9 protein-coding genes and 4 tRNA genes are annotated in these 12,866 nt (G+C 39.0%); 11 read left to right on the top strand and 2 right to left on the bottom strand.

The features are described from left to right. Positions 1–30: 30 nt before the first annotated feature. The gene (locus H4J73_RS17980) at positions 31–3,552 is read right to left on the bottom strand and encodes a BACON domain-containing protein (protein ID WP_182181863.1); all 3,522 of its coding nucleotides are present in this window, start codon (positions 3,550–3,552) and stop codon (positions 31–33) included. Between the two features lie 188 nt (positions 3,553–3,740). Between H4J73_RS17980 and H4J73_RS21090 the strand changes: the two genes are divergently transcribed. From H4J73_RS21090 to H4J73_RS18020, 9 genes are all read left to right on the top strand, one after another. After that, the gene (locus H4J73_RS21090; protein WP_259367884.1) at positions 3,741–3,872 is read left to right on the top strand and encodes a hypothetical protein; all 132 of its coding nucleotides are present in this window, start codon (positions 3,741–3,743) and stop codon (positions 3,870–3,872) included. A 42-nt stretch (positions 3,873–3,914) separates the two neighbouring features. Beyond that, positions 3,915–4,082 carry a hypothetical protein gene (locus H4J73_RS17985; protein WP_182250275.1) on the top strand — a complete coding sequence of 56 codons (168 nt, stop codon included), beginning with the start codon at positions 3,915–3,917 and terminating at the stop codon, positions 4,080–4,082. After that, on the top strand, positions 4,079–4,213 hold the full coding sequence (locus H4J73_RS17990) for a RecX family transcriptional regulator (protein ID WP_182188775.1): 135 nt from the start codon (positions 4,079–4,081) through the stop codon (positions 4,211–4,213). Before H4J73_RS17985 ends, H4J73_RS17990 begins: the two co-directional genes overlap by 4 nt. 45 nt (positions 4,214–4,258) lie before the next feature. Further along, on the top strand, positions 4,259–6,883 hold the full coding sequence (alaS, locus tag H4J73_RS17995) for an alanine--tRNA ligase (protein WP_182223328.1): 2,625 nt from the start codon (positions 4,259–4,261) through the stop codon (positions 6,881–6,883). A 410-nt stretch (positions 6,884–7,293) separates the two neighbouring features. Then, on the top strand, positions 7,294–7,515 hold the full coding sequence (gene csrA, locus H4J73_RS18000) for a carbon storage regulator CsrA (RefSeq protein WP_182181867.1): 222 nt from the start codon (positions 7,294–7,296) through the stop codon (positions 7,513–7,515). Between the two features lie 343 nt (positions 7,516–7,858). After that, positions 7,859–7,950: transfer RNA gene (locus tag H4J73_RS18005), tRNA-Ser, on the top strand. A 90-nt stretch (positions 7,951–8,040) separates the two neighbouring features. Next, positions 8,041–8,117: transfer RNA gene (locus H4J73_RS18010), tRNA-Arg, on the top strand. Positions 8,118–8,211: 94 nt separating this feature from the next. Continuing rightward, positions 8,212–8,288, top strand: a tRNA-Arg gene (locus tag H4J73_RS18015). Between the two features lie 179 nt (positions 8,289–8,467). Continuing rightward, positions 8,468–8,544 (top strand) — tRNA-Arg (locus H4J73_RS18020). 562 nt (positions 8,545–9,106) lie between these two features. Here the strand turns inward: H4J73_RS18020 and mutH are convergent. Next, positions 9,107–9,775, bottom strand: coding sequence for a DNA mismatch repair endonuclease MutH (gene mutH / locus H4J73_RS18025; RefSeq protein ID WP_310649602.1), 669 nt, complete (start codon positions 9,773–9,775; stop codon positions 9,107–9,109). A 161-nt stretch (positions 9,776–9,936) separates the two neighbouring features. Here mutH and rppH point away from each other — a divergent pair, with 161 nt between their 5' ends. Both rppH and ptsP read left to right on the top strand, forming a co-directional pair. Continuing rightward, positions 9,937–10,443: an RNA pyrophosphohydrolase gene (rppH, locus tag H4J73_RS18030; protein WP_146799994.1), complete on the top strand. Its 507-nt coding sequence runs from the start codon at positions 9,937–9,939 to the stop codon at positions 10,441–10,443. Between the two features lie 139 nt (positions 10,444–10,582). Continuing rightward, positions 10,583–12,859: a phosphoenolpyruvate--protein phosphotransferase gene (gene ptsP / locus H4J73_RS18035; protein WP_182181868.1), complete on the top strand. Its 2,277-nt coding sequence runs from the start codon at positions 10,583–10,585 to the stop codon at positions 12,857–12,859. The last annotated feature ends 7 nt before the right edge of the window (positions 12,860–12,866 follow it).

Raw genomic sequence — 12,866 nt, forward strand, 5'->3', positions numbered from 1 at the left:
GGATTACATAAGTGCAATATATAGCTGAGTTTAATCAGGAATATAATCAAGTACTAAGCTATTTTCAGTCGAATTGTAGTGAATTATTCGCTGGTAGTTTGGCGATATATAACTGTCAACAGAACCGGCAGTATATCCGACAGTAAATAAAGCTTGTTGGTTTTCATCATATTTACTGAGAATAAAAAAGCCACTACTATCGAAACGATAGAAATAACTATTATTAGCCGAGTCAATGGCTACGTTAACCGTTCGAATACTCGCTCGCAAAACGCCTTGGTCAGTAAAACTTGTACCATCAAAAGTTGTCCACTCTGAAGTGGTACTCGCTGTATAAAGATCTGTACCACGACTACTGGTGACTATATTTGATAAAACGCCACTATAAGCGCTGTTAATATTTTCATTACTGGCGATTTGTTGAACACTTTCAGCAGTAAAGGCATTGTACGCTAAAGTATATTGTAGCAATGCTGAAGTGTTAGCGTTATAAGCAATAACATGATTACTTGCTGGTATGTCATAGATAATGGGTGAATTGAAAGTATTTTCTCTATCCCAAAACTGCACCGCTAAGGCTAAGTTTGCATATTCTAACGCTTGGCTGATAACAATGGCTTTACCGGCGACCATCGCGATAGTTTTAGGCCTAAATTGTAGATCTATGCTAGCTGCTGGCAGTAAGTTAATACTGAAATCGTTAAGGTTTATTTGATAATGATTAATACGCTTTTGTGGCTGTCCATTTTCATCGTTGTAATTTTCACTATTTGAAGCTAACAACAGTGTGCCATTTGGGTGAATAACCAAGTCGGTTAAGTCAACACCGCCAAGCGGTGAATTAATCGTTGTTATTGCAGCGCCAGTAATAATATTAAACACTTTTACCACATCACCTTGGCCGATATAAATATTAGGACGAAGCGGGTCTAATACGACAGCTGAGGTATTAGGTGTAATATCAGTGATAACAATTTCACTGATGCTTGTTGTGTCAAAATCGCCTTTTTCAAAGCTGACTTTTATTGTACCCTTGAGGCTTTCAGAACTATTGACGGGTGCTAAGGTGATTTCGCCATAGTACAAACCATTAGTCGTTATTTTACTTGGATTAGCGTCGATCGCTAGGGTATTATTAACGGTATCAGCCGTTAACGTTAACCAATTAACATTACTTTGTGCTTGCCAAGCTACCGTACTGGATTTATTGGTGACAATATCTACCGTATGACTGAGCGTTGACTTGTCCGCTTGTGAAGTAAAAGTTAATGCTGAAGCGTTACTGAATAACCTTATTTCATCAACCGCTAACTCAACCACTACTTGTACATTGATACCCGTCTCTGGGTCGGTAATAGTAATGATACCGGTAAATAACCCCCAACCGGTGATCTCCTTTGAGTCAATGGAAATGACAAGCGTTTTGCTCTCTTCCGTTGTTGTTTGGGTAAAGGATAACCATGAAACATCTGTCGTTGCTTGCCATGAATCACTCACGCCTGAAATAGTCAATTCCTGGCTAGCAACGCTGGCATTGCCTAAGGTAGTATTAAAGGACAACTGAGATGCAGACACATCAAACTGCGCTAAAGTTACCATTTCTATTTGAGTACTATTTACCGCGTTCACTAACAAGCGTTTATTATCAGATGAAATATCAATGCTGGTGGGCTGTTGTCCCTGAGTTTCAATGGTAGCAGTCAGTGCTGATGCTTGGTTGTAAACATTCACAACGAAGCCGCTAGCGGGAACAAAACGAAGATAATGGGCAAAATTGTTATTCGACTTTTCAACAAATAACGTCGTTGCACCGTCTGCTTGGTTGAGTAATCCCATATCGGTAAAAGCGGTGCCATCAAAGCTAATGTGTTCACTTGTTGGGCTAATAAGATAAAGCGCCGTTTCGTTATTATTAACGACAAAGCTTGAAATACTATCGGCTTCAGCTAACCGTTCTGGTTTATATTCATGGGTTGAGGTAGTAATGATTTTATCTTGACTAAAGTCATTAATTTTTGCGTTATAGCGCTTTAAGGTTGCTGTTTGAAAGTCTAGTGCATATAAAGCTTCTGTTTCACTGGCTTGGTCAATGGTTGCCGTGAAAGAGATATTCTCACGATCCCAAAATAAGCGTTGCAACTCTTCATCTGCATATTCAAGTGTTTGCGTGACAATAAAGTATCGGCCAGAAAATTGTACGTAACGGCTAGGTTCAAACTCTATGGTTGGTGATGCAATTTCAGTAAAACTATAATCGCTTAAATTGATATTATAACGATGAACAACTTCAGTGGTGGTTTCGTCTTCATTGATAACAACTTCAAGCGCTTTTGCGAGTAATTTACTACCGTCAGGATGAACAATAAATTGCTCAAGTAGGGTGTTATCAGGAGCGATAGCGATGGTTGCAATTAATTCACCACTATATTGTTGATAAACAAGTAAGTTGTTTTCTGAGCCAACATAAAAGTAGGGCATGTTAGGTGCTGCTATCACGGTATCGATATTTGCGGCTATGTCCGTGATAACTTTAGTTTCTGTTTGCTCAGCACTTTGAAATAATGATACCGGTAGAACATGCCCAATAACAACTTCATTTTCAATGGCATTGAGGGTTATTTCAGTTTGACTTATTGCCGCTACCGGCATGGCATTAACATCAACAGCAACCTTGAGAAAGTCATTGTCGAGTTTTGTTAAGGTTAACCAGGTTGAGGCGGAACTTGCTTGCCAATTTATTTCAGCGCTGCTGTTGGTACTGACTTTGATGGTTTGCTCAAGCACTGAAATATTCGCGGTTGACGTAAAAGCCAAGCTGGCTTGGTTGGCATACAAATACTGATTATCTAAACCAACTTCAACAGGGATTAGCTTAGTATCACCCGTTGTTGTTTCGGTGAGTATAATATTTCCGCTTGCTAACTGCGCGGCAGTAAAACTGCTAATATTCGGGGTAACGGTGACCGTTGCATCACCTGAGCCCAAAGATATGTCAAACGTTATCCAGTCAATATCACTGCTTAACTGCCAGTTATTACTCTCACTGGTGATAGCGATTGTTTGGCTAGGAATGCTGACATCACCAAAGGTGCCACGAAAACTGACCAGCTCAGTATCTATATTTGCTTGCCAAATAAGTAATGAAACGTTGATGTCATGATGCACTAAGGTTGCGCCATTATCAGAGAGTTCGCCAGTTGAAAAACGCAGCTTTGTGACGTATTCACCTAAATTAATTTGGTCTGCTTGGGTTAAATCAATATGAACAGTGGCAGAATTGCTGGTTAGGTTTTCAGTTCTAAAGGCTAGCCAGCCCACAGGTTGGGAGTCAGGGGCATAACCCACTAATAAACCGTCGCCAGCAAAAGTAACATTAACGGTTATTGAATCGTCAAACTCAGTAATTATCTCATTGCTAAAGCTAATCGTTGAAACATCAGCGTTAATGGCGTAATTTTTTGATTTATCATTAGAACCACCACAGGCAGAAAGCAATAATGTCATACAAAAAATGGTAAAAGTTTGACTGAGGTTCTTAAAATATACCTTCATACAGATCCCTGTTGATTTGCTGATTATCTATAAACGTAACGCTTACTTTATAACAACTTATTCTGCGTGATTATTCACTCAAAGTAAAAACTTAATTATTCATGCGAAAAGCAAATAGTGAACACTATGATTATGCGTTAATTTAGCGTTAAAATAAGAGAAAAAATGTCTTTAAAGGTAATTATTCATTGAATAAAGCAATTTTACATTGTTCGGTAGATATTCTCTCCCGTCGCGAGCATTCTGATCAAGAGTTAATGGAAAAACTCAAATTACGTGAACACAGTGAAGATGAAATTACGCCAGTTCTTGAATACTGAATTGAAAAAAACTATTTGAGTGGGCAACACTTTGCCTAATGCTTGTTTGGTAATCGTCTCAATAAAGGTTATGGTTGGCTTTATATCAGTAATGAATTGGCACAAAAAGGTGTTTGTGACAGTATTATAGTTGAACTGAACAAAAAGCCACAAATTGGTTGGTATCTTCAAGCCGAGCTTGCGTATAATAAACGTATTGGCAAAGTATGATTAAAGACCAAAAAGACCAAAAAGACCCAAAAGACCAAAAAGACAAAATAAAACGCATTCGATTTATGCAGTATCGAGGTTTCTCTCCTGATGAAATCATACCGCTGATTAAAGATACTCGTAACGATTAAACGAATAAAATTCAAGAATTAACTTTTCAGAGAGTGAACGTTCCCATGATTAAAACTAGTGCCCAATTACGTCAAACATTTTTAGACTTTTATGCGTCGAAGCAACATCAAATTGTTCCAAGTAGTTCATTAGTTCCAGGTAATGACGCGACGTTATTATTTACCAATGCGGGCATGGTTCCTTTTAAGGATGTTTTTCTGGGGGGGGAGAGCCGAAGTTATACCCGTGCGACTTCTTCGCAACGTTGTGTTCGTGCCGGTGGTAAACATAATGACCTAGAGAATGTTGGCTATACGGCCCGTCACCATACTTTCTTTGAAATGCTAGGAAACTTTAGTTTTGGTGACTATTTCAAAGAAGATGCTATACGTTTTGCATGGGAATTTTTGACCACTAAATTAGCGTTACCTAAAGAAAAATTATTAGTAACTGTTTATGACAGCGATGAAGAAGCTTTTGCTTTTTGGCGTGATGAAATTGGTATTCCGGTAGAAAAAATTATTCGTATTGGCGATAAGTCGCCAGATAAAAAATACGAGTCTGATAACTTTTGGTCAATGGGTGATACTGGGCCATGTGGCCCTTGCTCTGAAATATTTTATGATCACGGTGAAAATATTTTTGGTGGACCTCCTGGCTCACCCGATGAAGATGGCGACCGCTTCATTGAAATATGGAACTTAGTTTTTATGCAGTACAATCGCCATGCTGACGGTACCATGGAAAACTTACCAAAACCTTCTGTTGATACAGGCATGGGCTTAGAGCGCATTTCAGCGATAATGCAAGGCGTGCATAGCAATTATGAAATTGATATTTTTCAAGGATTAATTAAAGATACGGCTGAGTTACTGCAATGTAATGATTTAGAACATAAATCTTTGCGTGTTATTGCGGACCATATTCGTTCATGTAGCTTTCTAATCGCCGATGGTGTTATGCCTTCAAACGAAGGTCGCGGGTATGTATTACGTCGCATTATTCGACGTGCTGTCCGTCATGGTCATAAATTAGAAGCGAAATCACACTTTTTTCATAAACTAGTCGCCTCACTAGGCAAGCAAATGGGTGAAGCCTACCCTGAGCTGATTAGTCAACAAGCGGTTATTGAAAAAATATTACGTATTGAAGAAGAGCAATTTGGCCGTACCCTTGATCGCGGTATGCTCTTACTTGAAGATATTTTAGCTCGTCTTAAAGGCGATACTATTTCAGGCGAGGATACCTTTAAGCTTTATGACACCTATGGTTTTCCTGCTGACTTAACTGCAGATATTGCTCGCGAGCGTCAATTGAAAGTCGATCACAATGGCTTTGATATAGCCATGGGCCTGCAGCGTGAACGTGCTCAGCAAGCGAGTCAGTTCGGTTCTAATTATAATGATCAGCTTAAATCTGATCACAACACAGAGTTTAAAGGTTATACCCGTAATGAATTTTCTTCAACAATTGTCGAGTTATTCAATAGTGAAACGTCGGTTGTTGAATTAAAAGCAGGCGAGCAGGGCATTGTTATTTTAGACAAAACGCCTTTTTATGCAGAGTCGGGTGGTCAGGCAGGCGACCAAGGTGTTCTTCATATTGATGATGGGATTTTTGAAGTACATGATACGACTAAAATGGGTAATGCCTTTGCTCATAAAGGTATTGCACGTGCTGATTTAGGCGTAAATCGTCGTGTAAAAGCTGAAATAAATATTGAACGACGTGCCGCTATTGTTAAAAATCACACCGCTACCCATATTCTTCATGCGGCATTACGTAGCGTCTTGGGTGAACATGTTACGCAAAAAGGTTCGTTATGTGATGCTGAAAAGTTACGTTTTGATTTTTCTCATTTTGAGGGGGTAACACCAACAGAGCTACAAACTGTCGAACGTTTAGTCAATCAACAAATACGTAATAATTTAGCACGTGAAACTGAATTAATGCAGATAGATGACGCTAAAGAAAAAGGCGCGATGGCATTGTTTGGTGAAAAATATGATGATGAAGTACGTGTTGTTACTTTAGGCGGCTTCTCAACAGAACTTTGTGGCGGTGTTCATGTTGAGCGTACTGGCGATATAGGGTTTGTTAAAATAGTTTCTGAGTCAGGAATAGCTGCTGGCGTGCGCAGAATCGAAGCAGTTTCTGGTGAGTGTGCACTTGCTTTCACTGAGCAGCAAGGATCAAATATAGCTTTGATTGCTTCTATGGTGAAATCTGATATTGCTAATATGCCTGGGAAAGTTGAACAATTAATAAGTCGTGGTAAGCAACTCGAAAAAGAAATTCAAATCCTAAAACAGCAAGTGGCGGCTCAAGCCGGTTCTGATTTAATCAGTGAGGCTGTAGATGTTAATGGTGTAAAAGTACTTATTGCAGATTTAGCGGGCGTAGAGTCTAAAGCGCTTCGTGGCATGATGGATGAACTCAAAAATAAAATGGGTTCAGGTATTATTCTCTTAGGCACAGCATCAGAGGGGAAAGTGGGTTTAATCGCGGGTGTTACCAAAGATCTAACCGGACAAGTAAAAGCGGGTGATTTAGTTAACACAGCAGCTCAACACGTTGGGGGTAAAGGTGGCGGACGTCCAGATATGGCTCAAGCAGGGGGGACTCAGCCTGAGAATCTAACATTAGCACTAGACGCTGCGAAAGCATGGTTAACTGATAAACTATCGTAATATGATACTCAGCTAATATTTCATTAAGGAGCTCTTTAGCTCCTTTTTTGATGGGAAATCTTTTAAATAGCGAAGTAGGTTACAAAAATGTTAATGTAACCTTAGCTAACGTTACCTATAATATTAATAATAACAAATAGTTATAAAAATATTATAAAAATCTATTTATTGCTTGAATAAGCTTGCTAGAATGCCAATATTGGTTATAAGTACAAAGTTAATAACTCGTTATCACTTGTGGTAATAAAATCTTTGTAAATAGCAGTAAAACTGAGTATTAGTGAACTTAAGTAACTATTTTCTACAAAGTTTTTAATTTTTATTATGTACTTTTACCAAAATTAAACTAAATTTATTACTAGCTTATAATTTTTTAGTGGACTGGCTTTTAAACATAAAGGATATTTAGGATGTTAATTTTAACTCGTAGGGTTGGTGAAACGTTAATGATCGGTGATGAAGTTACCGTTACTGTTTTAGGCGTAAAAGGTAATCAGGTTCGCATTGGTGTAAATGCACCAAAAGAAATATCTGTTCACCGTGAAGAAATTTACATGCGCATACAAGCAGAGAAAACAGGAAGTGATAATAGCGAAGGGGAAACAGAAGCAGAAGCAGGTAACAAATTTTAGCTTTGTTAATTACTGTCGTTAAAAAAAGTCGGCAAAAGCCGACTTTTTTAATGGCTAAAAATTAATTTATTTTTACTTAATTTATTGAACAATACCATTTTAAGCATGAATAATAGCCTTGTTGGTTGAATTCCCAGCAAACAGTTCTAAAACTATAGAAAAATTGAAAAAAATGTTTGACTTATTTTCTCGATCCATTAGTATTCGCACCCACTGGAGATGTGACCGAGAGGTTGAAGACACTCACCCGTTAAGGGAGTATCTGGTTAATAGCCTGATAGAGCGTTTTATATAGTATGCATGTTAAATACATACCATAACTCTGTAGTAAGGAAGTAAAAATGGAGAGCTGTCCGAGTGGCCGAAGGAGCTCCCCTGCTAAGGGAGTAACGGCTTTAAATCCGTTCGAGAGTTCGAATCTCTCGCTCTCCGCCATTACTTTTATCATGGGTAACTTTGATAAGAATAGTAAACGCAAAGAAATTTGCTATCTTTAGACTAAGATATAAAAAATAGTTCATGTGAGGGCGCGTAGCTCAGCTGGATAGAGTACCTGGCTACGAACCAGGCGGTCGCAGGTTCGACTCCTGCCGCGCCCACCATTCTTCTTTATTGAATTGTGGAATAAGCAAATATCAAGGCTTATAAAATTAATGGATATTATCTTTGAACAAGATATTAAAAAAGGTTTACTGTGGGCGCGTAGCTCAGCTGGATAGAGTACCTGGCTACGAACCAGGCGGTCGCAGGTTCGACTCCTGCCGCGCCCACCACCTTTGCTGTAAAGCTGAAAAAACCAATCTTCGGATTGGTTTTTTTTCTCCTGTAAAATAGCACCATCAATAATTAAAATATAATCCTTTGTGATAGTGTTTAAATTGTTAAGCATATACCAAGCTTATAAAAATAATGGGTATTATCTTTTAACCAGATATTAAATAACGTTTACTGTGGGCGCGTAGCTCAGCTGGATAGAGTACCTGGCTACGAACCAGGCGGTCGCAGGTTCGACTCCTGCCGCGCCCACCACCTTTGCTGTAAAGCAGGAATAAACCAATCTTCGGATTGGTTTTTTTTCGGCTAAAATAAAGTAAAGGCTTTATAGGATTAAAATGATGCTTGATAGACCGAGCAGACAAAAATGGCTACGAAGCTAACCTCTTCCGGTCGCAGGTTCGACTCCTGCCGCGCCCACCACCTTTGCTGTAAAGCAGGATTGATACCAGGGCCACCAAGTTATTGCTCATTTGTGCTGGTTAAAATCAACCATTACTGCGTTACTCTCAATCCCAATAGCCAGCTATTGCTCAATCGGGTGCCTTGTCCTGATTAATTTCCCCTACGCACAAGCTGAACACAAACTTAATGGAAATGGTATGAACCAATCTTCGGATTGGTTTTTTTTCGGCTAAAATAAAGTGAAGGCTTTATAGGATTAAAATGATGCTTGATAGACCGAGCAGACAAAAATGGCTACGAAGCTAACCTCTTCCGGTCGCAAGTTGGACTCCTGCCGCGCCCACCACCTTTGCTGTAAAGCGCTTCCAAGTATTTCAGCTTACCTAAACCACAACAAATAATATGTTGAGGATTAATCAATACGCAAATGATTACGTAATAACATGTGGGTAAAAGAAGTTTTTAAATAAAAACCTCGAGGGAGAGTTTGAAACGGTTGACCGTGTTTATTAAAGGCTTGTGTTTTAGCTTGGCTATTGGCCGCTTTAGGGCGAAGTTGTAGCACTTGTCCGTGTTTTCCTGAAATATTTTCAACTTCCCCTAGAACAATCATATCAGTAAGTTCTTGCCAATCTAATGCAAGTAATTGTTCTTCTTCAGGAGACGGAGACCAAATAAAGGGAGTGCCAACTATGCGTTCACCTATTGGAATATGTCGCTCAGAAATAACTGGCACCCATAGCACCCGGGCCATTTTGTTACGAATATGACTAGTTTGCCAACTCGCACCTACTAAGCCTGTTAATGGTGCAACGCAAACAAAGGTGGTTTCTAAAGGCTTACCTTGTGTATTAATGGGCAATGACTTTAATTCAATACCTAAATGTGGAAAATCTGGTTCGGGCTTTGACCCTGCGCTAGCGCCAAGAACTTGCTCAAGTAAAAGGCCTATCCAACCTTTTTCGCGTGTTAAATTCTTAGGGACGATTACGCCTGCTTGCTCAGCTATTTCGGCTAAATTAACCCCCGCTAGTGCCTGTGCTCTTTTGCGTAATTCATTTTCATTAGTGGGAATATTAATGTTAATAACTAAAGCTCTTTAGTAGTGATCTTTCTTTGGTCAGTATAAAGATTCGAAACTTTTCGCGCTATAGTTAAATAAAATAAAAAATTAATTAATTGCCCGCAAGCCCATATTATGGAAGAATCAAACTATATTTTATGAAGTTATTGGGAATTCCTTTGATAGATGCCGAAGGCTATCGAGCTAATGTCGGCATAGTCATAATCAATGATAGAGGACAAGTGTTTTGGGCTAGGCGTTATGGTCAACACTCTTGGCAATATCCACAAGGGGGGGTTGATGAGGGAGAAACAGCAGAAGAAACCATGTACCGGGAATTACACGAAGAAGTGGGATTAAAACCGGAACATGTCAGTATTGTTGCTTCGACAAAACACTGGTTGAGATATAAATTACCAAAACGTTTAATTAGGCATGAAAGTAAACCTGTTTGTATTGGGCAAAAACAGAAATGGTTTTTACTTAAGCTAACTTCAGAAGAGTCTGCGGTTGACTTGCTTCACTCTGATCATCCAGAGTTTGATGATTGGCGTTGGGTAAGTTACTGGTACCCAGTGCGTCAGGTGGTGTCTTTTAAACGTGAAGTTTACCGTAAAGTGATGAAGGAATTTGCGCAGGCGTCTATGCCTTCTTATCGTCATCATAACCGTAAACGACGTAGTTGATTATTATTATGTAGCCGTTTTTACGATTAAAACAACAGATGTATAATATACCTATTACACTTTAAGATATAAGCTGTATCTTAAAGTGTAATAGGTTATAAATAGCTTGCTTGCAAGCTATTTTTATTTAAGGAGCAGTATGTTAACAACCCTACGTAGAATCGTTCTTGAATTTAGCCAAAATGCTGAACTCGACAGTGCTTTGCATCGTATGGTTGTACAAATAAAAGAAACGATGAATACTGATTGTTGCTCCATTTATCTTGCGGATCATCATAAACAACATTTTTTATTGGTGGCTTCTGACGGATTAGCAGAACGTTCATTAGGTCAAACAACGATTGGCTTCACCGAAGGGTTAGTCGGCTTAGTTGGTCAACGAGAAGAACCCCTCAATATTGCGAACGCGCAACATCATCCACAATTTGTTCATGCCCCAGAAGTTGAAGAAGATGAACTCAATGCTTTTTTAGGTACCCCCATTATTCATCGCCGTAAAGTATTGGGCATACTCTCTATTCAACAAAAAGAGGCTAGGTATTTTACCGAAAATGAAGAAGCCTTTTTAGTGACTTTATCAGCCCAATTAGCAACGTCATTAGCCAATGCCGAAGCTAATTTTTTAATCACCGAGCAAGATACCAATAGTCATTGGACTAAAGCATTGCAAGGTGTTGCTGGATCTTCAGGGGTCATGATAGGCGAAATGTTTGTTGTTTATCCTGTGGTAAGTTTAGCCACCGTATATTTGCAGCGAACTAAAACCCCTGTTCTAGAATTACAACTCTTTGAAGAAGCGGTTACGAAAACACGCATAGACTTCGATCTCATGACAAGTAAACTGCAAGGCATTATTGCTGACAGTTCTCTTGATATTTTCGATATGTACAAGCAACTATTAGACAATGCTAATATCGGGAAAGAGGTGTCTGATAAAATAAAACTAGGCTGGACTGCTGAAAGTGCTTTAAAGCAGATAATTGATGGTTATGTAATTCAATTTGAAGCATTAGATGATAGTTACTTTCGTGAAAGAGCCAGTGATATCCGTGATTTGGGTAATCGTTTACTACTAAATTTAAAAAATTTAAATATCAATGAAAAAGCGCCTCCTAACGAGTTTATACTCGTTGCTGAAGAAGTTACCGCTGCTATGCTCGCGCAGTATCAACACCAAGGTTTGAAAGGTGTTGTTTCGCTATTAGGCTCTAATAATTCCCATGCGGCTATTTTAGCAAGAGCTTTAGGTGTGCCCGCTGTAATGGGGATCGATAAAATTTCACTGAGTCGTTTACATCAAAAAAACTGCATTGTTGATGGTTACAGTGGTGAGCTTTTTGTTCAGCCTAACGAGGCGTTACAACGTGAATATCAGCACTTAATTAAACAAGAGACACGACTTGCTGATAAGGTTAAAAAAGTAGAGAAATTACCTGCTATTACAAAAGATGGTCATGCTATTGAACTGCAATTAAATGCAGGACTTTCTTCAGGGTTTGAACATTCAAAAAACTCAGGGGCAGCGGGGATCGGTTTATATCGTACTGAAATTCCTTTTATGAATCGTAGTTGTTTTCCTTCAGAGAGTGAGCAAACTCAACTTTATCGTCAAGTATTAAGCGCCTTCCCCAATCAGCCTGTTACTATGCGTACGCTTGATGTGGGTGGCGACAAGTCTTTGCCATACTTTCCTATAAATGAAGACAATCCATTTCTTGGTTGGCGTGGCATACGTATCACACTCGACCATCCTGAGATTTTCCTGTTACAAGTACGTGCGATGTTGCGCGCTAATGTTGGGCAAGAAAACTTAGAAATAATGTTACCGATGATTTCAAGTGTTGTAGAGGTAGATGAAGCTTCTCGTTTAATCAATCAAGCTTATTATGAACTGTCTGCTGAACTTAACTTTACCAGTGAAAAAAAGCTTACTCGTCCCAAAATTGGTATAATGATTGAAGTGCCGGGTATTATTTATCAACTGCCTGAATTAGCGGACAAGGTTGATTTTTTTTCGGTAGGTAGTAATGATTTAACCCAGTATTTATTAGCGGTTGATCGTAACAATGCACGTGTTTCAGGTTTATATAATTCATATCATCCCGCGGTTTTAAGAGCACTTAACCATATAGCTGAGCAATCAACTCGCTCATTAGTGCCATTGAGCTTATGTGGTGAGTTAGCGAGTGAACCAGCAGGTGCTTTATTATTATTAGCAATGGGGTATGACAAACTCAGTATGAACGCGCATAATATTGCAAAAATAAAATGGGTGATCCGTCATGTTGACTTTCATCAAGTTAAATTGATGTTGGCGCATGTGCTTACCCTATCAACGTCTAAAAAAGTACACAGCTATTTAAATGAACAACTTGAGCTATTTGGTTTAGGCGGCTTCGTACGTGCAGGCAGGTAGTTTTCTT

Origin of the sequence: Colwellia sp. MB3u-41 (genome assembly GCF_014076845.1) — a bacterium.
In the GTDB taxonomy this organism is placed as follows: Bacteria; Pseudomonadota; Gammaproteobacteria; order Enterobacterales; family Alteromonadaceae; genus Colwellia_A.